Annotated in this window: 20 protein-coding genes and 3 rRNA genes; 7 read left to right on the plus strand and 16 right to left on the minus strand. The window is 57.8% G+C overall.

From position 1 onward, the window contains the following. The first annotated feature begins 7 nt into the window (after positions 1-7). Both CAURI_RS12590 and CAURI_RS12595 read left to right on the plus strand, forming a co-directional pair. Positions 8-1159 (plus strand): MFS transporter, encoded by a 1152-nt coding sequence (locus CAURI_RS12590; protein WP_010188474.1) that lies wholly within the window; start codon positions 8-10, stop codon positions 1157-1159. An 11-nt stretch (positions 1160-1170) separates the two neighbouring features. Continuing rightward, positions 1171-2463, plus strand: coding sequence for a hypothetical protein (locus CAURI_RS12595; RefSeq protein ID WP_012715356.1), 1293 nt, complete (start codon positions 1171-1173; stop codon positions 2461-2463). A gap of 128 nt (positions 2464-2591) precedes the next feature. On the opposite strand, the gene CAURI_RS12600 is transcribed toward CAURI_RS12595, so the two are convergent. Continuing rightward, positions 2592-4028 carry a TM0106 family RecB-like putative nuclease gene (locus CAURI_RS12600; protein WP_010188471.1) on the minus strand — a complete coding sequence of 479 codons (1437 nt, stop codon included), beginning with the start codon at positions 4026-4028 and terminating at the stop codon, positions 2592-2594. Between the two features lie 76 nt (positions 4029-4104). Between CAURI_RS12600 and CAURI_RS12605 the strand changes: the two genes are divergently transcribed. Continuing rightward, positions 4105-4737, plus strand: a complete 633-nt coding sequence (locus CAURI_RS12605) for a DUF6474 family protein (protein WP_010188469.1) — start codon at positions 4105-4107, stop codon at positions 4735-4737. Positions 4738-4842: 105 nt separating this feature from the next. Beyond that, entirely contained in the window at positions 4843-5160 is a 318-nt protein-coding gene (locus tag CAURI_RS12610; protein WP_010188467.1) for a histone-like nucleoid-structuring protein Lsr2, read from the plus strand. Here CAURI_RS12610 and CAURI_RS12615 read toward each other — a convergent pair. Together CAURI_RS12615 and CAURI_RS12620 are read right to left on the minus strand one after the other, a co-directional pair. Beyond that, entirely contained in the window at positions 5157-5795 is a 639-nt protein-coding gene (locus CAURI_RS12615; protein ID WP_010188464.1) for a LuxR C-terminal-related transcriptional regulator, read from the minus strand. The genes CAURI_RS12610 and CAURI_RS12615 overlap by 4 nt on opposite strands. A gap of 36 nt (positions 5796-5831) precedes the next feature. Next, positions 5832-7004 (minus strand): sensor histidine kinase, encoded by a 1173-nt coding sequence (locus CAURI_RS12620; protein WP_010188463.1) that lies wholly within the window; start codon positions 7002-7004, stop codon positions 5832-5834. Between CAURI_RS12620 and CAURI_RS12625 the strand changes: the two genes are divergently transcribed. Further along, positions 7003-7557, plus strand: a complete 555-nt coding sequence (locus CAURI_RS12625; RefSeq protein WP_029158905.1) for a DUF2020 domain-containing protein — start codon at positions 7003-7005, stop codon at positions 7555-7557. The genes CAURI_RS12620 and CAURI_RS12625 overlap by 2 nt on opposite strands. A 20-nt stretch (positions 7558-7577) precedes the next feature. Here the strand turns inward: CAURI_RS12625 and CAURI_RS13955 are convergent, their stop codons facing one another. Together CAURI_RS13955 and CAURI_RS12635 are read right to left on the minus strand one after the other, a co-directional pair. Then, the gene (locus CAURI_RS13955) at positions 7578-7730 is read right to left on the minus strand and encodes a hypothetical protein (RefSeq protein ID WP_010188461.1); all 153 of its coding nucleotides are present in this window, start codon (positions 7728-7730) and stop codon (positions 7578-7580) included. Continuing rightward, a complete protein-coding gene (locus CAURI_RS12635) occupies positions 7730-8488 on the minus strand; it encodes a class E sortase (protein WP_010188460.1) in 759 nt (252 codons plus the stop codon). Before CAURI_RS12635 ends, CAURI_RS13955 begins: the two co-directional genes overlap by 1 nt. Before the next feature lie 65 nt (positions 8489-8553). Here CAURI_RS12635 and yidC point away from each other — a divergent pair, with 65 nt between their 5' ends. Further along, complete coding sequence (gene yidC / locus CAURI_RS12640) at positions 8554-9540, plus strand: membrane protein insertase YidC (protein ID WP_010188459.1); 987 nt, start codon at positions 8554-8556, stop codon at positions 9538-9540. On the opposite strand, the gene CAURI_RS12645 is transcribed toward yidC, so the two are convergent. The 4 genes from CAURI_RS12645 to CAURI_RS13960 form a co-directional block, all read right to left on the minus strand. Then, the gene (locus tag CAURI_RS12645; RefSeq protein WP_010188458.1) at positions 9497-10105 is read right to left on the minus strand and encodes a TetR/AcrR family transcriptional regulator; all 609 of its coding nucleotides are present in this window, start codon (positions 10103-10105) and stop codon (positions 9497-9499) included. The two genes, yidC and CAURI_RS12645, sit on opposite strands and share 44 nt — an antisense overlap. A 68-nt stretch (positions 10106-10173) precedes the next feature. Continuing rightward, on the minus strand, positions 10174-10434 hold the full coding sequence (locus CAURI_RS12650) for a GlsB/YeaQ/YmgE family stress response membrane protein (protein ID WP_010188457.1): 261 nt from the start codon (positions 10432-10434) through the stop codon (positions 10174-10176). A 139-nt stretch (positions 10435-10573) separates the two neighbouring features. Continuing rightward, the gene (locus tag CAURI_RS12655; RefSeq protein ID WP_010188456.1) at positions 10574-11470 is read right to left on the minus strand and encodes a universal stress protein; all 897 of its coding nucleotides are present in this window, start codon (positions 11468-11470) and stop codon (positions 10574-10576) included. 46 nt (positions 11471-11516) lie between these two features. Next, positions 11517-11657, minus strand: a complete 141-nt coding sequence (locus tag CAURI_RS13960; RefSeq protein WP_010188455.1) for a hypothetical protein — start codon at positions 11655-11657, stop codon at positions 11517-11519. Between CAURI_RS13960 and CAURI_RS12660 the strand changes: the two genes are divergently transcribed. Then, positions 11593-12645: a pseudouridine synthase gene (locus tag CAURI_RS12660; protein WP_100067425.1), complete on the plus strand. Its 1053-nt coding sequence runs from the start codon at positions 11593-11595 to the stop codon at positions 12643-12645. The two genes, CAURI_RS13960 and CAURI_RS12660, sit on opposite strands and share 65 nt — an antisense overlap. A gap of 34 nt (positions 12646-12679) precedes the next feature. Here the strand turns inward: CAURI_RS12660 and CAURI_RS12665 are convergent, their stop codons facing one another. The 7 genes from CAURI_RS12665 to CAURI_RS12695 form a co-directional block, all read right to left on the minus strand. After that, a complete protein-coding gene (locus tag CAURI_RS12665; RefSeq protein WP_157753253.1) occupies positions 12680-13243 on the minus strand; it encodes a hypothetical protein in 564 nt (187 codons plus the stop codon). A gap of 610 nt (positions 13244-13853) precedes the next feature. Continuing rightward, positions 13854-13971, minus strand: a 5S ribosomal RNA gene (rrf, locus tag CAURI_RS12670). 117 nt (positions 13972-14088) lie between these two features. Continuing rightward, positions 14089-17162 (minus strand): 23S ribosomal RNA (locus tag CAURI_RS12675). A 462-nt stretch (positions 17163-17624) separates the two neighbouring features. Continuing rightward, positions 17625-19142: ribosomal RNA gene (locus tag CAURI_RS12680) — 16S ribosomal RNA — on the minus strand. The 16S, 23S and 5S rRNA genes sit together here, the layout of an rRNA operon. Before the next feature lie 567 nt (positions 19143-19709). After that, positions 19710-20696 carry a hypothetical protein gene (locus tag CAURI_RS12685; protein ID WP_010187874.1) on the minus strand — a complete coding sequence of 329 codons (987 nt, stop codon included), beginning with the start codon at positions 20694-20696 and terminating at the stop codon, positions 19710-19712. Then, the gene (locus CAURI_RS12690) at positions 20696-21496 is read right to left on the minus strand and encodes an ATP-binding cassette domain-containing protein (protein WP_010187875.1); all 801 of its coding nucleotides are present in this window, start codon (positions 21494-21496) and stop codon (positions 20696-20698) included. Before CAURI_RS12690 ends, CAURI_RS12685 begins: the two co-directional genes overlap by 1 nt. Continuing rightward, a complete protein-coding gene (locus tag CAURI_RS12695; protein WP_010187877.1) occupies positions 21493-21867 on the minus strand; it encodes a GntR family transcriptional regulator in 375 nt (124 codons plus the stop codon). Before CAURI_RS12695 ends, CAURI_RS12690 begins: the two co-directional genes overlap by 4 nt. Positions 21868-21966 lie beyond the last annotated feature (99 nt).

The raw sequence follows: 21966 nt of genomic DNA on the forward strand, positions 1-21966 counted from the left end.
TTGGTGCATGACCAGAACGCGGCGCGCCACCATTGCCATGCTCTTCGTGGGCCTGGCAATTTTTTCTTGCCTCTACCCCACCCAAGCCATGCTGCCTACCCTGGTGGAGGACATGGGCATGTCCCCCACGGAAGCCGCCATGACCATTTCCGCGGCCACGGGTGCCCTGGCTATTTGCGTCATCCCCGTGTCCATCATCTCCGAGCGCATCGGCCGCGGAAAACTGCTGCTCGTGTCCACCATCGCGGCCACGCTCATCGGCATGCTCGTTCCGCTGGCCCCCAATCCAGAGATCCTCATCGCCACCCGCGCGCTCCAGGGGGCCGTCATCGCCGGCGCGCCCGCTACCGCCATGGCCTGGATCTCAGAGGAACTGGAAAGCTCTTACGTCGCCCGCGCCATGGGCTTGTATATCGCCGGCACCACCATCGGTGGGCTCACCGGCCGCCTCATCCCCACCGGGCTGCTCGAGCTCACATCCTGGCGCTGGGCTCTAGCGGGCTCCAGCCTGGTCACGCTCATCCTCGCTATTATCGCCGCTATTTTGCTGCCCTACCAGCAGAATTTCACGCCCAAGGAAATCCACTTTCGATCAGAGCTGCGCGCGATTTTTCGCCATGCCCGGGATATCCGCCTTATCCCCTTGTTCATCGTGGCTTTCGTGGCGATGGGTACCTTCGTCTCCCTCTATAACTTCCTAGCTTTCAGGCTCATCGACCACTTCCATCTCTCGCCGGGCTTGGCCGGCTTGGTCTTCCTCTTCTACCTCACCGGAACGTGGTCCTCGGCGCGCGCTGGCCGGCTGGTTAGCCAAGTGGGCCACGCCAACACCTTGCTGCTGTCGTGCCTGCTTTTTGCCGTGGGCATCGCGCTCTGCATGGGGTCGCTCATCCCCACCCTGTTGGGCATCGTGCTCTTCACCATCGGCTTCTTCGCCGCGCACTCTACTGCCTCGGGCTGGGTGGGCCACATCGCTACCCATGACCGTGCGGAGGCTTCCAGCCTTTATGTCTTCTTCTATTACCTCGGCAGCTCCATCCTGGGCGCGCTGGCCGGCGTGCTCTTTGATTCCCTGTCGTGGACCGGCTTCATCGCCGTCTACGCTGCCCTCGCCGCTGGTATCGCGCTGCTGAGTTGGATGGTGAGAAAAACCGGATAAACTCGTGTTTTATGGATAAGTGGTCGTCGCGCACGTGGCACAGGAAAGCATCCCGCCCTGTCAGCCTGTGGATGATGGTTTTTCTTCTCGCGGGCGCAATCCATACCTTTATCCCGAACTACCGTTGGGTCCTCATCCACCTTTTCACGCTGGGCATCCTCAGCAACAGCATCGTGGTGTGGTCCCAGCACCTCACCGAAAAATTCGTGCAGCTCAAAGTTCCGATGTCGGCCCGCCCGAGGCAGCTCGCACGCATCTATCTGCTGAACACAGGCGTTATCTTCACCCTCGTGGGTCAGCTTCTTACCGAATTCTGGGATCTGCACTGGGTACTCACGCAGATCGGCGCCACACTTGTGGCTCTTGCGGTGTCCTGGCACGGGATGACCCTCTTTATGTTGTGGCGCCGCGCGGAATCCAAACGATTCCGTCCCGTCGTTGCCGCTTACGTGGCCTCAGCCCTCTTCCTTGCCGTGGGTGCTTGTCTCGGCGCTTTCCTCGCAACGCATCCCTCCCATCCGCGCCTGCTCATCGCGCACGTGGCCGCCAATATTGGCGGCTTCGTGGGTCTAGCGGCGGCCGGTTCACTCACCATCTTGTTCCCGTCCATCTGGCGCACCAAAGGAATCAATCCGCGCATGGGCCTAAGCTTTACCCTGCTGGGCCTGGGCGTCATCGCCACTCTGGTGGGCAGCATCTGGAATATTCCGCAGGTAGGCCTCATCCTCTACTGCCTGGGCTGGGCGCTCAGCCTGCAGGGCTGGCTAGTCAACGTCCTCACCGTGCTCCATGACCCGCGCGGACGCATTAGCTTCCCGGCACTTTCCGTGCTCTTTTCCTCTTTCTGGCTGCTCGGCGGTCTGATCTATTTCACCACCCAGCACTTCTTCTCCAGCGAGCCAAAGATTCCCATGCTCGCGCTCGTCGTAGGCTTTGGCGCTCAACTGCTCATCGGCGTCATGGGCTACATGCTCCCGACCACTATGGGCGGCGGCCCCTCAGCGGTGCGAGCTGGCCTGCGCGAGTATAACCGCTGGGGCCTGGGGCGCTCCGTCTTCGTTAATGGCGGACTCGCCCTGTGGCTAGCCACCTCTAGTTCCCTCACCATGGTTGCTGCCTCGCTGCTCTGCCTTGGTTCCCTGGCCGTCTTCCCCATCCTCACCGCCCGCGCGGTCAAGGCCCAGAAAGCCGTGCTGCTCAAGAAGGCTGAAGGTCCAGCCCCGACGAACACCACAGACTGGGACCAGGCCTGGGTGGCCCTTGCGGTGCTCATCATCCTCGGCGGTATCAGCCTCATTGTGTAGATCCCCAGACCTGAAACCCGCAACCTCCTGCGTGAGCGGTGGGCGTCGGCAAGCGCTTGGCGACGCCCCACCTGCAGGTTGCGGGTTTCAGGTCTGGGGGTGTGCAAACAGGAGATAAGGCGGGCCTGCTAGGGCTCGAGGGGTAATACTCCCGGCGCGTCATCGGACATCCACTCTCGGACGGCGTGGGTAGCGCGCACATCGCCCGCGTTATAGCGCAGAATTTGCGCACGCGCGTCTGTGTCACCGGCAAGTGCGGCGCGGCGGGCATTAACGGATTCCTCGCCGTCAAACTCTTCCGGCCATTCGAAGCCCGCAACCGGTGCCACGGTCTTCAGACCCAGCCCCGCAGTACCGGCGAAACTGCGCCTGACGTGGACGAACATATCTACCCATTCTTCCGAGGAGATGAACTCTTCCACCTCCTGCAGGTTCGGTGTAGAAAAGCGCTGGGCGGATCTGCGCATCCAATGGTTCTCACCGTGGGCGGAGTAGCAGTAGGCTGCGAAGGTCTTTCCAGCCGCATGTGCCTCAGCACGCACCCCCATGAGCCACTCCCAGAACTCGGCAAAATTTTCCGCCTCCGCGCGGCCACCGAGCGGTTCCCATGTAACGAATGAATGGTACTCACCGTCCAGGAGCGCACCCCAGAGGTATGCGCCTTGATCCAGGTAGGCCTCCATGTCGACATCAACTTCGACATCCGCTCGGGGAACACTAACCCGTTCGCGGCGCAACAGTGGGATGTCTTCGCGCCAGGCAGCGGCGAGGGCGGAGGGGGCGCCGAGAGAGGCGTCGATAAGCCCTTGCACCGTCGTGATGCCACGCTCGCGGTAGGGGTTAGCGCGATCGCCCGGCAGGAAGAGGGAGATATCATCGCGGGCTTCGAGCTCCTCCCGGCACAAGGGCCAAAAGCGGCAGGAGGCGCACTCTTTGACGCGGCGCGGCCCAGAGGGGAGCGGCTGCGCCAACGCCTCATCGATGGCGAAACGCGAGGTATCCGTGACAAAAGCCTGGCTGCGGTCCTGGCCAATCGCCGCGCCCCTGCCAGAGTTCAAGCCCACTTCTTCCAGGCCCCGCGCGGCCAAGGCCAAACGGTAGCCGTCGACGGCATGGTGTCGAATTTTGTATTTCGCCGGGAGCGGCTCACTCAACCCCAAGCGGTGGGTGGGAACAACCAGCGTGCGCGATCCCTCGTGCGGGCGGGCCACGCGGTGATCGGAGACGATGACAGGGCTGTATTTATCCCCGTCACGCACGAGGAGCTCCACACGCACCATCCATTCGGAGGTCGAAAAGACCGCGTTTGTGATGTGCGTATAGCCGCGAACAAGTGCTTCCAGCGTGGCAAGCGCCCGCTCGAAATCATCCCCCTCCAGGTCGATCCGGCGGAACCGGCCCGGCCCCTTTTTGGGGAGGCGGCTAAGTGCAGCATCAATGGCCGCGGCGTGGCGCTCCGCCCGGGCTTGGCTCACCGCGGTGCGTGGGATCTCAGGATGCGCGCGGCGCTGCACTAAGCGATAACGGCAGCCCACAAGATCCGTGGCAACGAGCACATCCTTCACAGCAGGTGAGCTTAGTAGACCACCTTGCTAGAGTTGTAGCGAGACCCTAAAGATAGCTAAATAAAAGGACGTTTCAATGGGCATTATGAAGAAGATCCGCAAGGCCCGCCGTGAGGCCCGCGCTGAGATCAAGGCCGCTAAGACCCGCGCAAAGGCAGAGGTCAAGGCTGCGGATAAGGCCAAGCACCGCCAACAAAAGCTGTTGGCTAGGCAAGAGAAGGCGCTTATCAAGTCTGAGGAAAAGGGCCTGAAGAATCGCCGCAAGCACGAGTACAAAATGGCCAAGAAGGAACTCGAACGCATTAAGCAGGGCCGCTTTAATAAGAACAACGTCAAGCGTTATGCCGGCGCCCTGCGTACCGCAGCACCTCTTCTTTTGCCGCTGCTTTACCGCGGCATCACCGCTGCCCAGCGCGAGGTGGAGAAGAAGCGCGCGCAGAAGGCCGGAGTCAGCGCTGAGCAGCTAGCGTCCTTCTCCGGTCACGGCGCGCCGCTCAAGGCCCGCACGGCTGGCATCCGCAACTCCCTCAAGGACGCGCAGCTTCCCGCTGGCTTCAAGCGCGACGTCAAGGAGCGCCTCAACGAGCTTGACTCCGCGATTGACAATGCCGAGTACATGACCGACCAACAGCGTCAGCGCGCGCACCGCTCCATCTCCGGAGAGATCGACTCGCTGAACGAGGAAATCCAGTCCAAGCTGCGCGCTTAGCCTTGTGGCGCGCACGCTCTTACCTCCAGGCCGCACTTACCTTCCCCCGGGCGGGGAGGGCAGCCGTCGCGGCGCATCATCATTGTTAAGCCAGAATGGAGATTCATGGCCCGCCGCGAAATCACCCAATTCTTTGACGATATCGATAACAAGCCCCTCAGCGAGGAAGAGCTGATCGTCATCCGCTTTAGCGTTGACGGTAAGGACTATCTCCTCGACGTGTCCCAGGACAACGCCGACAAGTTCCACGCGGCACTGGAACCCTTCGTGAAAGCTGCCCGCCACCCCGTCAAAAAGGACACCCGCCGCTATAAGCCGGCCGATGTCCGCGTGTGGGCCGCCAAGCACGGCTATCAAGTAGCTGAGCGCGGCAAAATCCCCAACGATGTCATCTTGGCGTACCGCAACGCCAACAATCTTTAAAGAACGCCCTGCTCGCGGGCAGCAGCCACGGCGGAGGTGCGGGAGCGCACACCTAGTTTGTCGTAGATGTGGACTAGGTGGGACTTCACCGTCGCCTCCGAAAGCATCAGTTCCACACCGATCTCACGGTTGGAGGAACCCGCCGCCACCAGCTTCAATACTTCAAGCTCGCGCGGGGTGAGAGAGGTGCGCGGGGTGCGCACGCGGGTCATCAGCTTATCGGCCACCACGGGCGAGAGCGCCGAATCTCCTTCGGCCGCCGAGCGCACCGCCGCGAGCAGCTCCACCGGTGGTGCATCCTTCAGCAGGTAGCCCACCGCTCCGGCCTCAATCGCTCCGAGGATATCCGCGTCGGTGTCATAGTTGGTCACCACGAGCACCTTGGGGGGATTCTCCATGGAGTAGCGGATAGCCGCGGTTGCCTCCGCGCCGCCCATGACGCGCGTGCCTTCGATGCCCGCACCAAAACGCAAGTCCATGAGGAGGACGTCGATGCCGCCCGCCTGTGCCGCGGACACAGCAGCTTCAGCCGTAGCTACCTCGCCCACTACCTCGATATCCTCTGCCCCCTCGAGCACCGAGCGTAGACCTAGGCGTACGATCTCGTGGTCGTCGGCAAGCAAGACCCTAATCACGGGCTTCCTCCTCATTGGTACAGTGTGGACAATTTCCTAATCTACATCGTTATCTAAGGGCACACTAACTGAGACCGCCGTGCCGCTGCCTGGCGTGGATTCAATCACGACTTCTCCGCCGAGCTCCTCTGCACGCCTGCGCATGGCCGATAGACCAATATGCCCCAAACCCGCCGGCTTATTCTCCACCGCCGAGACATCAAAGCCCTGGCCGTTATCCACCACGTCCACGCGCACCTCATCCGGCGCATAGGTCACGGTGACCCGCGCCTTGCTGGCGTGGGCATGCTTGACGACGTTCCCCATCGCCCCCTGCGCAATCCGCAGCAACGCCGCTTCCACCTTCATGGGCAACTGCTGCGTATCGCCTTCAACGTCCACAGACACGTCGACCCCACCGGTTGCCGCGAAGTTATCCGCCATCCGCGTCATGGCAGCTCCCAGGGAAGTTTCCGATAGTGCCGCCGGCTGAAGTGCCGCAATCATGGCGCGCGCTTCATGGAGGTTATCCGCTGCGGTGCGCCGCGCGAGCTCAATGCGCTCTTGTGCTTTGGGAATATCTTCTTGGTCGAGGTCACGGTCAGCGGCATGCAGCAGCATCTGGATGGAGGACAGGCCCTGTGCCAGGGTGTCGTGGATCTCGTGGGCGATGCGCTGGCGCTCAGCCGTCATGCCGGCCGTGCGCTCCGACTCCACAAGTTGCGAACGGGTCTTCACCAATTCTTGGTTCATACTGCTCAACGCGCGGAAGGCGTAGGTAATCGCGATTGTCACCATGGCCGATACCGCGGGGCCCATGATGCCGCCAAAGGACAGCCCGCCCGGTATCTGCACCAGCACGGTCATCACCGTGGCCGCGATAACGCAGATGACGCCGGGGATCATCTCCAGCACGTAGAGATACACAAAGTACAGGGAAAACACCAGGTAGATGGCCGCGGGCGCCACTGCCAAATCAGCGAGCCACAACACCGTGAGGATGACCATCCAGCCATAACGCGCGACGCGCGGGAGGGCCTCCAAGTAAGCCGATCCCCCGAAGTAGACCACGGCAAAGGAAACCAAGAGCAGGAGGTTCAACACGCCCTGCCACAGCGGTAGGCGCACTGTGGTAAAAATCGCCACCACCAGCAGCGTCGCTGTCAGGACGTGAATACCATTGCGCAGGGCATCCGATTCAACTGAGCGCTGGTCTAGTGTGGACGTCATGCGCCACAGCCTACTTCCCTCTTTTGCCGCCTGCGTGATCGGCATCGGCTTAGCCACCGTGGGGTGCTCGGAGGCCCAGGACCCCACCACCAGCACCCACACCACCAGCCCCGCGTCAGAACACAACGCAGGCGATGGCCTGCCCGCGGACGCTACCGCCGAGGTCAGCGACTGGGAAGACTGCCCTTACTTGGATACCCAGTGGGTGGCCGATACGAACGGACAAAGGATGACACGGTGGGGCGTCGACAAGCGCTTTAGCACCCCCGCCTGCGTGTTCTGGTCCTACCCCGAGGACCCACAAGCCACCGTCCTGGTGCGGCAGATGCCCAGCGTGGAGGAGGCCCGGGCGGTCGTGGATTGGGCTGCGCCAGTGGAGGACACAGAGCTCACCGAATTCGATGGGTGGTCAGGCGGACGCGGTGTCTTTGAGGATCACACGGTCTATGCCGTGCAGAAGGACAACCATGCCGTGGTGGTGTGGTCGAATCAGCTGCAGACCCTCAAACCCCAGCTCATAGCGCAGGAAGCGATCAAGCGCTTAGGCCTGTAACGTCCTAAGCATTTAATAGCCTAAACGGCGACGTCGTTATAGGGCATCTGCGCTGCTACCCAGGGGAAAATAACCTCCATGAGCAGGAAGAAAACACCCACAGCGAGCGCCAGCGCCAACACCGCCTTCACCGCGGTGGGGCCAGGCAACAAGTTCCAGAGTGCGCGATACATTAGTTCTCCTCCAAGACAGCGGGGCGGTCATTGTCATCCGTGCCGGGCGCTTTAGCCTCCCGGTCAGTCTCCATCGCGTGAATGATCATGCGCTCCGCATTGGAGAACTGCGGGTGGCAGGTGGTGAGGGTGAGGAGGGATTCGCTGGGCTCAACCCCCTCCGCACCGGGGATGGGTTGAAGCACGCTGACATCGCCCGGCAGCGTGATATGACGGCCCTGCACCGGTTGGTACTCCGGTTTGGCCTGTTGCTCCGGACTAAAACAGTCGCCCCGAACACCATCAATGGGCAGCACGCGATAGGTGATCCACTCCGTTTCGGTTTCGATGACGATGGCATCACAGGTGTCCAGGTTTCCCAGATCATTAAAAGGGGCCCCTTTGCCCACGCGGTGCCCGGCGACGGCAAAATTTCCCGACTCGCCGGGCATCTGCGTTTCCGTGTAGCGCCCCGGTCCGCGCAACAGGTCATCCTCGTTGGTGCCTTCCAGAACCGCGAAAGCGAAATCCGAGCCAAAGGCCGGTATGTAGAGGCGCGCGAAGGCCTCACCAAGTTTCGGGGCGTGGCCCCCTCCACGCGGGTTGTGCCATTCTTCCTGCAGCGTCTCATTGGCTTGGTCCTGCATCTGGCCAGACTTGATGTTGGTCCAATATGACTCATAGAAAGCGAAAAGCAGCAGCAGGACGCCGACCGTCAGCATAAGCTCACCGATGACGGTACCTACGGTCGGCCGCGTACGCGAGGTGGGGTGGGGCATACAAGCATCTTAGCTTCCCTGTAATGTGTAGATGCCCCACCACCCTGCAGGAAAAGGAAAAGGCGATGATCAGCATCTTCATGTACCCGGTCTCCGGAATCATGAAACTTTGGCACCTACTTTTTTCTTCTTTCCTGGACGGTTCGATGGCGTGGATTCTCACCATCGTCTTCCTCGTACTCACGGTCCGCGGAATCATCGCTCCACTCAATTGGCTCTCGGTAAAACAAGGCCGCATTGGCGCTCTCATACGCCCGGAGATGACCAAGCTCGAAGAACAGCTCAACCAGGCTGATTCGGTCGAAGAAGCCGTTACCATCCTGACCCAGCAGCGTGAGCTCAATAAACGCTTTCAGCACAACCCCGCGGTGGGCTGCTTTCCCATCTTCCTCATCACCCCGGCCTTCATTGGCCTCTACCAGGTGGTGCTTAGGGTTTCCGGTTCCACGAATGAACCAGTAGGAATGCTCACGCTTGACGACGTCTCCTCATTCCGCAACTCCACAGTTTTTGGGGTCCCGCTGACCGATTTCGCTCGCGAACATCACGACTTGATCCTGCCGATGCTTCTGGCGGCGCTCGTGTTTACATCCCTCAACACCCTGATCACGCTCTACCGCAGCTACCTCACCACGCGTTTCGATCAGAAAATACCGCGCCGCCTGCTGTGGTTCATGGCACTCATGGTGATTCTGATCCCTTGGATGTTGTGGTCAGTGGCCTGGAACGGCCCCATCCCCGTGACAATCATCTTCTACTGGGGCTGCACCTATCTCTTTACCCTGCTACAGACCTTGGTGTATGAATTCATCCTGCGCCGCCGTTATCCCCTACCAGAAGCTGTCCACGAACTACGGCGCGAGAGCATTCGACGTTGGCGGGATAAGGAAGAGAAAAAAGAAAAGAAGGCCGCTAAACGGCGCCTTAAGGAAGACCCCAAACACAAGGAAGAAGTGGCTGCTGCCCGCAAACGCCACTCGGCCATCGTGGCGGAGGCGCGCAAGATTATTAAATCGAATAATCGGCCGGAGGCGCCGACAGAAGCTGAATAGCCAGCTGCTTCGCGGTGACGAGCGGGGCGACGTCGCGGGTCAGGCGCGCGCCGGCGAGGCCGCCATCAAGGAAGATAAGAATCTGGCTCGCCTGCTCCTCTGAGGGGTAGCCATTCTTGGTGTTAAGCAGCGCCGTGATGGTGGAATGAATCCACGTGCGGTGCTCTACGCAGGCAGCCACAATGCCCCGCTCGGCGTCTGTCTCTGGGCGTGGGTATTCGCCAGCCGCGTTAAGGAAGTGCGATCCGCGAAACTCCATAGCTGGCTGCTCTTCGATGGCCTTGTCGAAGAAAGCCAGGATCTTGCTCTCCGGGTCGGTGGCGTCCTCGGTGCGCTTTTGCCAATCTGCGCGGTATTCCTCATCGAGGGCCTCGACGTATGCGATAACTAGGGCATCCTTGGAGCCGAAAAGAGAATAGAGCGAAGCCTTTGCAACATCTGCCTCGCGCAGGATGCGGTCGATTCCGATGACGCGGATACCCTCGGTGGTAAAGAGCCGCGTGGCAGATTCGAGTAGTCGGCTACGCGGGCTCGGGCGATTGCGGCGCGACTTCTTTTCGGCCATTTCTTCTCCTTACATGACAAAACCGGTTCATCTATACAATATAGACAAACCGGTATGTATGCGAATTATTATTTCTTGCGGCCCGTAATGGCACCCACGATCCACAGCAGGATACAAGCGCCGACGGTCGCCGTAATAATCATCAAGAACCAGCTATCACCAACGCTCTTGTTAAAGAGCGCCAGCAAACCGCCACCAATGAGGCCACCGATAACACCAACGATGAGGTTAGTGAAGAGCCCCTGGTCACGCTTCATAATCTTCTCTGCGAGCCAACCCGCAATGATGCCAACAACAATCGAACCAAAGAAACCGAGACCAAGTCCCATGTCGCTCACTCCTTCTAATAACAGTAAATAGCTTTTATTTACGTACACCCCACCGTACGCGTTAAAACACCAAAACGACTCGGGCTTACCATCTATCCAATAAAAGGGCCCGAATCGTTATAGCGGGGTTATGCGAAGGTTACTCGGAGTCCGGGCGTACCACCATCATCGGGCACGGTGCGGACTGCAGCAGCGCGCGGGAGGTAGACCCAAGCAGCATGCCCTTGAAGCCACCTCGGCCATGCGAACCCACGACAAGCAGCTGAGCGCCCTCGGAAGCTTCCGTCAGCGCACGGACCGGACGGTCACGAGCGATAACCTTCTTGACCTGTACATCCGGGTACTTCTCCTGGAAATCTGCGAGGCGCTCGGTCAGCAGTTCTGCCTGTTCCTTCTCCACCTCAGCCCATTCAGCCTGGGCTGCCGAAAGGCCGGCCAGGGAAGCCTGAACCTGCATGTCCATCCACGTGTGAACGGCAATCAGCTCTGCACCACGGGCATCCGCTTCCTTGAAGGCATAATCAGTCGCCTTCTGGGAGACCTCGGATCCATCGACACCGATGACGACAGGACCGTACTTGGTGGACTCAGTGACGTGGTTATCTTCACGAACTACGACCACCGGGCAGGAGGCGTGGGAAACCACGGAGGCAGAAACCGAACCCATGACCATTCCAGAAAGACCGCCCATACCGCGGGAGCCCATGACAATCATGGTGACGTCCTTAGACATCTCCAACAGCATGTCGATCGGGGAACCTTCAGCCACGGTGTGACCAATCTTCAGATCCGGGGCAACCTTGTGGGCCTCAGCGCGGGCCTCTTCGATCTTCTGCAAGGTTTCCGCTTGGAGGTCATCAAAAAGCTCCTTCGGCGGGACCATGCCTTCGGCGTAGAGAAACTGCGGCATCGTATAACTCGACGCGATACGCAGTGGGATACCCCGCTTCACCGCAGTGTTGGCAGCCCAGCGGACGGCGTTCTCCGACGCTTCCGAACCATCGACGGCTACGACGACAATGTCTTCCTTTGCCATGACCTTTCCTTTCGAAGTGCTTACACTCCCAGTCTAATACCTATTACTAGACCTGTGGGGTGGTCGCTGCATCTGCGTTCGCAGGGAAAAGAAGATTGTAGGCGGCCACGACAATGTCACGAATCACGGCACCGATACCATTGGAAAAGAAATCGATGACGGGTGCGAGAATAGAGTTGAAATCCATGAGACAAAGAATATCGCAAAAAAGGCGTGGCGCAACACCACTTCCTATTCGCGATGGACTAAACCCCACCCACGCTCGCGTGTCCGACGGGCCAATCAGCGCGTGGGACTTCATACACAATCTCATCACCACGCAGCGCCATCGCCATCCCGAGGACAACGAGGCCGCTCTTCAGGCACGATTCGACACCAACGAAGTTGTGCGCCAAGATGGTTCCCCTCTTCGCCCCGACAGCACCCTCGCCACCAACGCGGTGGTCTACTTCTATCGCATGCCGGCTCCAGAGACGCCCGTCCCTTACGATATTCCAATCCTGTTCGAAGACGAGCACCTCTTAGTAGTGGACAAGCCACCCTTCATGGCCACGATGCCGCGCGCCCGCCACATCACGGAGACTGCCACCGTGCGCCTACGTCGGAAGACAGGCAACAACGAGCTCTCCCCAGCACATCGCCTCGATCGGCTTACCTCGGGCATTCTCGTCTTCACCAAGGACCGCTCAGTACGAGGCGCCTACCAAACGCTCTTCGCCGAGCGCCGCGTCACCAAGACTTACGAAGCCATCGCCCCGCTTGCCGACGTCTCACCAGGCACCGTCTGGCGCTCCCGTATGGAGAAGACCCCGGGGGAACTGCAAGGCCGCATTGTCGAGGGCGAGGTCAACGCCATCACCGAGGTCGCCGCCGTAGAGCCAATAGATAAGGCCCCCTACGAGTCCATCCACGGTTCACTACCAGAGCTCGCGAAGTACACCTTGAAGCCGCAGACCGGGAAGACACACCAACTGCGACTGCACATGCTTCAGGCAGGTGTACCCATTATTGGTGACCCCATCTACCCTGTCATTTTCCCTGCAGAGGCCGAAGACATGCGGATTCCCATGCACCTGACGGCGACACACATTTCCTTTGTTGATCCATTAACAGCCAGACCCCGAGAATTCTTCTCTCAACTACCGTTTGAAACCGACCATTTATTGAGCCCATAATTAGGAACCTTTAACCACCGTCAAGGGCTTTGACTTACCTTTCGAAGGCCGGGATCTCGCTTTCATTTCCAAGCGGACGCCCCGCCGGCTCCCACCACGCGTCCGCGTCTCTCGCGCCCTTCCACCCGGCAGCGTAAGCCACCGCCAAGCCTGTGACCGGAGCGACGACAGCGCCAATCGGGGTGAACAGTGAAGCCACGACATCAATCACGTGGTCGATATGGAGGAACTCAAATACCATGCCGTAAAGCTCACCCCTGCTATGCATGTCCGGGACGCGCTCGGCCACCGGGTCAATCACCGGATCTAGTCGGTCACGAATCGCCGGCCCAAACATCAAGAGAACGAAGGACAGCGCCGCCAACGCAAACTTCTTACTGAGCTCCCACGCGCCCGCGCGGTAAAGAAGCGTGGCTAGGCCAACTTGCGTCTTCCGTACTGACTCGTTGCCAAACGGAAGAAAGTCTATACGCTGAAGACCATCCCTGAGCCTTACCCGCGCTGCGCGACTACCTGACTCAGAGACATCTACAGTCCTGCCCGCAAAGAAGTGGCTCAGACCGTCCTCTTCCCACCCTGGGGCCGGCTTCTCACTCAAGACCAGAGAATGCCCAACATCTTTCACCCGGGAGACAACCTGCCCCTCACGTATCAGACATGCAGCCGGCACCCTATCCATCAATCCACGGGGTGTAGGACACTGCGCAACCCGCGTATGAATCTCATCCGAGGTAGAGCAAGACTTTCAGCATTTTCTGAGTCCGCCAGGGCAGAAACTTTACCCCGTGCTGCAAGCAGAACATAGACGGTCTTTCCCTCATAGGGAAGTTCCCACAGGTCAATCTTGTCGCTCAAACGCAACGCCCCCAACTTTCACAGTCTGCACAAACACCACCAGTAACCACAGCTGATACTGTAACTGACCCTGCCGAGGAAGACGAACAGTACAACTTCACCCCAGCATCGACAGACGTGGTGCCGAGGCGGGGCCTAATGAATCGTTGACTACAAAGCCATAAGTCTAGTCCTGGATGTGCAGACCTCAGGTCGCAGGTGACTGCCTATGGTAGGAGTGGGATCCGTGACCAGCATTCTGCATTTTCGGTCTGTAGTTTTGGGTGAGGTGTGAAAACGGCCTGGAGGCCCTAGACGTGGTGTGTTGTCTAGGGCCTTCACGGTTTGTTATTGAGTTGTTTGTTGTTGTTTGGTGTCGGCGGTTTCTTACTCTCCCACAACCTCCCGGTTGCAGTACCATCAGCGTTAGCAGGCTTAGCTTCCGGGTTCGGAATGGGTCCGGGCGTTTCCCTGCTGCTATAGGCCACCGACAAACACACAGGGCAAATCTGGTTTGCTGGTGTTGTGTCAGATACTGTGTAGTGGACGCAAGCGACAGTGTGATAATTGTTTGTCATGTTTTGTTGTCAACACACCCTAGATGGGTGTGTGTGTTTGTTTTGGTCTATTAGTACCAGTAGCCTTCACACCTTGCGGTGCGTCCAGGTCTGGCCTATCAACCCCATCGTCTTTGGGGGACCTCAAATGAAACCTCATCTTAAAACAGGCTTCCCGCTTAGATGCTTTCAGCGGTTATCCCTTCCGTACGTAGCCAACCAGCCATGCTCCTGGCGGAACAACTGGCACACTAGAGGTACGTCCGTCCCGGTCCTCTCGTACTAGGGACAGCCTTCTTCAAGTTTCAACGCGCGCGGCGGATAGAGACCGAACTGTCTCACGACGTTCTGAACCCAGCTCGCGTGCCGCTTTAATGGGCGAACAGCCCAACCCTTGGGACCTACTCCAGCCCCAGGATGCGACGAGCCGACATCGAGGTGCCAAACCATCCCGTCGATATGGACTCTTGGGGAAGATCAGCCTGTTATCCCCGGGGTACCTTTTATCCGTTGAGCGACACCACATCCACAAGTAGGTGCCGGATCACTAGTCCCGACTTTCGTCCCTGTTCGACATGTCTGTCTCACAGTCAAGCTCCCTTGTGCACTTACACTCACCACCTGATTGCCAACCAGGCTGAGGGAACCTTTGGGCGCCTCCGTTACATTTTGGGAGGCAACCGCCCCAGTTAAACTACCCACCAGGCACTGTCCCCAACCCAGATCATGGGCCAAGGTTAGACATCCAATCCGATCAGAGTGGTATTTCAACAACGACTCCACACACACTGGCGTGCATGCATCACAGTCTCCCACCTATCCTACACAAACCGAACCGAACACCAATACCAAGCTATAGTGAAGGTCCCGGGGTCTTTTCGTCCTGCCGCGCGTAACGAGCATCTTTACTCGTAGTGCAATTTCACCGGGCCTGTGGTTGAGACAGCAGAGAAGTCGTTACGCCATTCGTGCAGGTCGGAACTTACCCGACAAGGAATTTCGCTACCTTAGGATGGTTATAGTTACCACCGCCGTTTACTGGGGCTTAAATTCTCAGCTTCGCAGTCAAAGACTACTAACCGGTCCTCTTAACCTTCCAGCACCGGGCAGGCGTCAGTCCATATACATCAACTTAACGTCTTCGCATGGACCTGTGTTTTTGATAAACAGTCGCTTCCCTCTATTCTCTGCGACCCCACAACCCACACCAACGCTTTGGTTGGCTTAAGTCGTGTGGTCCCCCTTCTCCCGAAGTTACGGGGGCATTTTGCCGAGTTCCTTAACCACAGTTCACCCGAACGCCTTAGTATTTTCAACCTGACCACCTGTGTCGGTTTAGGGTACGGGCCATACATCCACATCGCTAGAGGCTTTTCTCGACAGTACTAGATCACCAACTTCACCCCAATGGGCTACGCATCACGCCTCAGGCTTACTCGGTGTGCGGATTTGCCTACACACCACCTCACACGCTTACACCAACAATCCACTCAGCGGCATGGCTACTACACTGTGTCACCCCATCACTTGAACCACACATCAGGCCCCACGACATCAACAACCAACGTGTTCAAAGAACACCCCAGTCGCATCCGCGGTGGTTAGTATCAGTGCTTCATCATGGGCGCGGATATACGGGTACCAGAATATCAACTGGTTATCCATCGACTACGCCTGTCGGCCTCGCCTTAGGTCCCGACTCACCCTGGGAAGACGAACTTGACCCAGGAACCCTTAGTCAACCGGCGGGAAGGATTCTCACCTTCCAATTCGTTACTCATGCCTGCATTCTCACTCGCACACACTCCACGCCTCCTCACGGTAACGCTTCAACACATGCACGACGCTCCCCTACCCAATACAAAAAGTATTGCCGCGGCTTCGGCGGTGTGCTTGAGCCCCACTACATTGTCGGCGCAGGACCACTCGACCAGTGAGCTATTACGCACTCTTTCAAGGATGGCTGCTTCTAAGCCAACCTCCTGGCTGTCTTCGCGATCCCACATCCTTTTCCACTTAGCACACCCTTAGGGGCCTTAACCGGCGATCTGGGCTGTTTCCCTCTCGACTATGAAGCTTATCCCCCACAGTCTCACTGCCGCACAACACAATTGATGGCATTCGGAGTTTGGCTGACATTGCTAAGATTGTAGTCCCGCTCAACCAACCAGTAGCTCTACCTCCACCAAGCTAATGCGACGCTGCACCTAAATGCATTTCGGGGAGAACCAGCTATCACGGAGTTTGATTGGCCTTTCACCCCTACCCACAGCTCATCCCCGCAGTTTTCAACCTACGTGGGTTCGCGCCTCCACAGCATCTTACTACTGCTTCACACTGGCCATGGGTAGATCACCCCGCTTCGGGTCCAGGACATGCCACTAAAAACACCCCATTAGGATTCGGTTTCCCTACGGCTACCCCACACGGGTTAACCTCGCGACATGCCGCTGACTCGCAGGCTCATTCTTCAAAAGGCACGCCATCACACACAAAAAGGTGCTCTGACGGATTGTAAGCACATGGTTTCAGGAACTATTTCACTCCCCTCCCGGGGTACTTTTCACCATTCCCTCACGGTACTAATACACTATCGGTCACACTGAGTATTTAGGCTTACCGGGTGGTCCCGGCAGATTCACAGCAGATTCCACGAGCCCGCTGCTACTCGGGCAACCCAACAACTTGCACATTGAAGCCTTCAACTACGGGACTATCACCCTCTACGGTCGGCGTTTCCACACCACTTCACCTAACAACAACACACAAGCACGATGATGGTAGTCACCGCCCATTGGGGCCCACAACACCGCACACACAACCCCTACCAAGTATCACATGCACACGGTTTAGCCTCATCCACGTTCGTTCGCCACTACTAGCAGAATCATAATTTTATTTTCTTCTCCTACGGGTACTGAGATGTTTCACTTCCCCGCGTAAACCCCCACAACAGCTATGAATTCACTGAAGGGTAACACCCCATAACAGGTGCCAGGTTTCCCCATTCGGACATCCTCGGATCAACGCTTTATTGACAACTCCCCGAGGCTTAACGCAGCCTTACACGTCCTTCATCGGCTCAGCATGCCAAGGCATCCACCATGCGCCCTAAATAACGAACACACAACCAACACAACAACCACCACAAACATGGCGGAAGTCAAACCGTGCTGGTGTGAACACACAAAACACAAAAGAACAAAGAAATCACACAAACCACAACCCACCACCAACACAAAAGAAGATGGCAAGCACATGGTTTAATGCTCGCGTCCACTATACAGTTCTCACACAACACCCCACACAACCCAACAACCACACCCCTAAAAGGCAAAGCAGTTACTGAAACTTATGTGGGTTACAACCAGGGAACAATGCCCCAGACACCCAACAATGCACCACGTACTTTTTTTAAAAACAGACACTCAACAAGTGCCGCGTTAGCTAAATAATTATTCTGGTTAAGATGTATCTCCACCCGATTAACTTACGGTGGCAGCAAAACTTTTGTTTACTCAACCACCACACCATGAAACAAACTCATGGCTATAAGCACCAACTGGTGCCACATAAAATGCTCCTTAGAAAGGAGGTGATCCACCCGCACCTTCCGGTACGGGTACCTTGTTACGACTTCGTCCCAATCGCCGATCCCACCTTCGACAGCTCCCTAACAAGTTTAGGCCACTGGCTTCGGGTGTTACCAACTTTCATGACGTGACGGGCGGTGTGTACAAGGCCCGGGAACGTATTCACCGCAGCGTTGCTGATCTGCGATTACTAGCGACTCCGACTTCATGGGGTCGAGTTGCAGACCCCAATCCGAACTAAGGCCGGCTTTCAGCGATTCGCTCCACCTCACAGTGTCGCTGCGCGTTGTACCGACCATTGTAGCATGTGTGAAGCCCTGGACATAAGGGGCATGATGATTTGACGTCATCCCCACCTTCCTCCGAGTTAACCCCGGCAGTCTCTCATGAGTCCCCAACCAAATGCTGGCAACATAAGACAAGGGTTGCGCTCGTTGCGGGACTTAACCCAACATCTCACGACACGAGCTGACGACAACCATGCACCACCTGTACACCAACCACAAGGGACACTACATCTCTGCAGCAATCTGGTGTATGTCAAGCCCAGGTAAGGTTCTTCGCGTTGCATCGAATTAATCCACATGCTCCGCCGCTTGTGCGGGCCCCCGTCAATTCCTTTGAGTTTTAGCCTTGCGGCCGTACTCCCCAGGCGGGGCGCTTAATGCGTTAGCTACGGCACAGAAGACGTGGAAGCCCCCTACACCTAGCGCCCACCGTTTACGGCATGGACTACCAGGGTATCTAATCCTGTTTGCTACCCATGCTTTCGCTCCTCAGCGTCAGTAACTGCCCAGAGACCTGCCTTCGCCATCGGTGTTCCTCCTGATATCTGCGCATTTCACCGCTACACCAGGAATTCCAGTCTCCCCTACAGCACTCAAGTTATGCCCGTATCGCCTGCACGCCCGAAGTTAAGCCCCGGAATTTCACAGACGACGCGACAAACCACCTACGAGCTCTTTACGCCCAGTAATTCCGGACAACGCTCGCACCCTACGTATTACCGCGGCTGCTGGCACGTAGTTAGCCGGTGCTTCTTATACAGGTACCGTCACATAACGCTTCGTCCCTGTCGAAAGGAGTTTACAACCCGAAGGCCGTCATCCCCCACGCGGCGTCGCTGCATCAGGCTTCCGCCCATTGTGCAATATTCCCCACTGCTGCCTCCCGTAGGAGTCTGGGCCGTATCTCAGTCCCAATGTGGCCGTACACCCTCTCAGGCCGGCTACCCGTCGACGCCTTGGTAGGCCATTACCCCACCAACAAGCTGATAGGCCGCGAGCTCATCTTGCACCGAAAAAACTTTCCAACCACCACACTAAAGGCAGTTCATATCCGGTATTAGACCCAGTTTCCCAAGCTTATCCCAGAGTGCAAGGCAGATCACCCACGTGTTACTCACCCGTTCGCCACTCGAGTACCCCAGCAAGCTGAGGCCTTTCCGTTCGACTTGCATGTGTTAAGCACGCCGCCAGCGTTCGTCCTGAGCCAGGATCAAACTCTCCACAAAAAAGGCCGTGAAAAGCCCAAACCTAGTCAAAAAGACAAACCAAACCACGCACAGCATGGACTGGCTATCCAAAAATTACATAAAGAAAAAATCCAAAACCAACCCCCAACCCGACGGGGCAAAAAAGAGGCTGGCCTAGTTAGAAGATTTAAACCATATGCCCAAACAACTTATGTTATTTACAATGACGCCGCTTGAAAGAAAAGCGCCATCCGGCATACACCAACCGTGCCATACATACGACACAACACGGCCAGAACAAAAAATCAACCAACAAAAAAGTACATTGGCACACTATTGAGTTCTCAGACATCGTCACCACACAGCCATACGGCCCGCTTTAAGCGAAACGCAGTACTGCGAGTAAAGAAAATATTTGTTGTCAGGGCCTGTTTTCCTACCGCCTCGCTTCAAGAACCTCAGTTCCTGTGGGGCGCTGTCGGTCGCGCTGACTCATATAAAGTTACACACGGCCCCAAAGAAACACAAATACGCACGTCATAGTAGGTTTTCGGGCGCCTAAAGAGGCACTTAAACGCGCCTTCAAAGCGGCTCTGCGGACAGCACCTAGCGCACCCCGAACCAGCCCATGAGTCCCGGCGTAAATACGTTTACTTTCTGCGCCATCCGCGGGAGCACTGCCGCCCATACCAAGTAGAGAACGCCCATTCCGGCCAGCGGCCACCACACAGGAATGTCAGATTTAAGCAGCCACGCAAGCAACACGGCAGCAATGGCTCCGGCCGTGGCCGCCGTATAGGGCCATGTCTCTTTGTCGGTGATCGCAAAGCTCACGAGAACGGCAGCCATTGCAAGGGGAACGATGGTGAATCCGGCGAGGCTTCCGGTCCACATCAACGTCACCACATCAGTGACAGCTCCCAAGCCCACTGGAATCGCGGTACACAATAACGTCGCTGTGGACCAGGCCGCGCGTGGAACGCCATAGGTCACCGCATCCTTCATCGAGCTGCGAACCGCGTCAGCCACTAGCGGCAGGACAATCAACGTGACTATGGCGCCTACGATGCCCACACCCTTATCCCACAGCTTGCTCACCACGATGTTTATCGCAGTTGCGATGGCTATACCGAATGCAGCCCACATCCACGCGCGAGCTTGAGGGCGCAAGACAATTTGGGAGACCGGGGACGCTGAGAACCAGCCCGTCGAAGAATCACCATCGCTTCCTACGATGAGGGAGCTAGTGGTCAGTCGTGATGGCTCGACGCGCTTGGCCATGCAGAATATCCACACTGCCGTTGGCGCGATGAGAGTCCACCACGGGAAAGCCCAGGGTGCGCTGACGAGAAGGAGCAAAAGCGCCAGGGAGGCATTGATTCGCCGGTGCCCGTTCCAGACGCGCGTACTGAGACCAAAGGTGAGGTAGCGCGAGAAGTCAGGCTGGACCAGGTAGAGCTGGAGCGCCATAAGGAGTGAATACCCGATGGCCCAGCCTTGCCCACGGTCCATTCCCAGCACCGGAAGGATGACAATCCACAAGGCGTAGAAGAAGCTGATCCAGCTCAGCGCCATATGCCTATAAAGCTTCATCACGCCTCCCCCAATGCCAGAACTGCCTGTTCGAGGGATACCTCGGTGGCGCGAAGCCCCATTTCCTGGGCCATGGCAAAGACGTTGGCGGTGTGGTTGGGGCGGGCGTCGACAAGCGCGCGGTCCGCCACGGCGGAGCTTTCGCGCTCAAGCACCGGGAGCTGTAGGCGCCCCAGCGCGCGATCGAGGGTTTCGGCAGAGCCAGTAAGCTGCACGACGCCTTCGATGAACTCATCGATGGGACCGGACAGCGGGCTCTCCCCCATCAGGGCTACGGTATCGAGCAAACCGGACAGCTCGTTGAGGTGATGGGTGGAGACGATAATGGTGCGGCCATGCTCCTCGCGCAGGACGTCATAGAAAACCTCCCGCTTAGCGGCGTCGAGGCCGAGGTAGGGCTCGTCGAGAAGCATGTACGGCACCCCCGAAGCCACCGCAACGATGAAACTCGCGGCCGATTTCTGACCACGGGAAAGACCCGAGTAGTTCTTCATCGGCAGCTCGAAACGCTCCACCAATTCCTCGGCGCGCTCCTTGTCCCAGGTGGGCCAGCGCAGGCTGGCTACGGTGAAGATTTTCTTCATATTCCAACCTTCGGGCAGGGGATTATCGATGCCCATAAGCACGATCTTGTTGAGCACCTTTTCATTGTCGTAGGGCTTGTCGCCGTCGACTTTGATACCGGAGCCGCCTAATTGCCCGGAAATTTTGCGCATCAGAGTGGTCTTGCCAATGCCGTTGGGGCCGACGAGGCCGTGCGTAAGGCCGTCGTCGAAGGTGAAGTGCGGAGTGGAAATCATGAGTAGAGTCCTCGACTTTCTGCGACAAGGTCGATGAGGTCATGGAGTTGCTGGCGGGTGTAGCCCAGGTGCACGGCTTCGTCGATAAGCGGTGCGGCGTATTCAGCCGCAAAGTCTTGGCGACGCCGCGCCCGGATAAGGTCTGCGGCACCAGAGGTGACGAACATGCCGATACCTCGGCGTTTTTCGAGGATTCCAAGATCCACGAGGAGGGTCAGGCCCTTTCGGGCAGTGGCGGGGTTGATGCTGTGGAAGGCGGCGAGCTCATTCGTGGACGGCGCCTGGGCGCCCTCGGCGAGAGTGCCCTCAATGATGGCGTCCTCGATGAGTACCGCTATCTGACGAAAGAGTGGCTGCGCGGAGTTATCCATGCCGCCCCCTTAGCTGGTTGGTTACTCATGTAGCTAACCATATAACCAGCCCCATGACCGCCGCAAGCCCTTCGACTAACACCTGCATTACCTGGGAAT

Origin of the sequence: Corynebacterium aurimucosum ATCC 700975 (assembly GCF_000022905.1) — a bacterium.
In the GTDB taxonomy this organism is placed as follows: domain Bacteria; phylum Actinomycetota; class Actinomycetes; order Mycobacteriales; family Mycobacteriaceae; genus Corynebacterium; species Corynebacterium aurimucosum_F.

Excerpts from the sequence above, each read along its gene's own strand:
- CAURI_RS12590 (WP_010188474.1), top strand. The coding sequence starts at position 8 with ATGACCAGAACGCGGCGCGCCACCATTGCCATGCTCTTCGTGGGCCTG.
- CAURI_RS12595 (WP_012715356.1), top strand. The coding sequence starts at position 1,171 with ATGGATAAGTGGTCGTCGCGCACGTGGCACAGGAAAGCATCCCGCCCT.
- CAURI_RS12605 (WP_010188469.1), top strand. The coding sequence starts at position 4,105 with ATGGGCATTATGAAGAAGATCCGCAAGGCCCGCCGTGAGGCCCGCGCT.
- CAURI_RS12610 (WP_010188467.1), top strand. The coding sequence starts at position 4,843 with ATGGCCCGCCGCGAAATCACCCAATTCTTTGACGATATCGATAACAAG.
- CAURI_RS12625 (WP_029158905.1), top strand. The coding sequence starts at position 7,003 with ATGCGCCACAGCCTACTTCCCTCTTTTGCCGCCTGCGTGATCGGCATC.
- CAURI_RS12620 (WP_010188463.1), bottom strand. The coding sequence starts at position 7,004 with ATGACGTCCACACTAGACCAGCGCTCAGTTGAATCGGATGCCCTGCGC.
- CAURI_RS13955 (WP_010188461.1), bottom strand. The coding sequence starts at position 7,730 with ATGTATCGCGCACTCTGGAACTTGTTGCCTGGCCCCACCGCGGTGAAG.
- CAURI_RS12635 (WP_010188460.1), bottom strand. The coding sequence starts at position 8,488 with ATGCCCCACCCCACCTCGCGTACGCGGCCGACCGTAGGTACCGTCATC.
- yidC (WP_010188459.1), top strand. The coding sequence starts at position 8,554 with ATGATCAGCATCTTCATGTACCCGGTCTCCGGAATCATGAAACTTTGG.
- CAURI_RS12645 (WP_010188458.1), bottom strand. The coding sequence starts at position 10,105 with ATGGCCGAAAAGAAGTCGCGCCGCAATCGCCCGAGCCCGCGTAGCCGA.
- CAURI_RS12650 (WP_010188457.1), bottom strand. The coding sequence starts at position 10,434 with ATGGGACTTGGTCTCGGTTTCTTTGGTTCGATTGTTGTTGGCATCATT.
- CAURI_RS12655 (WP_010188456.1), bottom strand. The coding sequence starts at position 11,470 with ATGGCAAAGGAAGACATTGTCGTCGTAGCCGTCGATGGTTCGGAAGCG.
- CAURI_RS13960 (WP_010188455.1), bottom strand. The coding sequence starts at position 11,657 with ATGGATTTCAACTCTATTCTCGCACCCGTCATCGATTTCTTTTCCAAT.
- CAURI_RS12685 (WP_010187874.1), bottom strand. The coding sequence starts at position 20,696 with ATGAAGCTTTATAGGCATATGGCGCTGAGCTGGATCAGCTTCTTCTAC.
- CAURI_RS12690 (WP_010187875.1), bottom strand. The coding sequence starts at position 21,496 with ATGATTTCCACTCCGCACTTCACCTTCGACGACGGCCTTACGCACGGC.
- CAURI_RS12695 (WP_010187877.1), bottom strand. The coding sequence starts at position 21,867 with ATGGATAACTCCGCGCAGCCACTCTTTCGTCAGATAGCGGTACTCATC.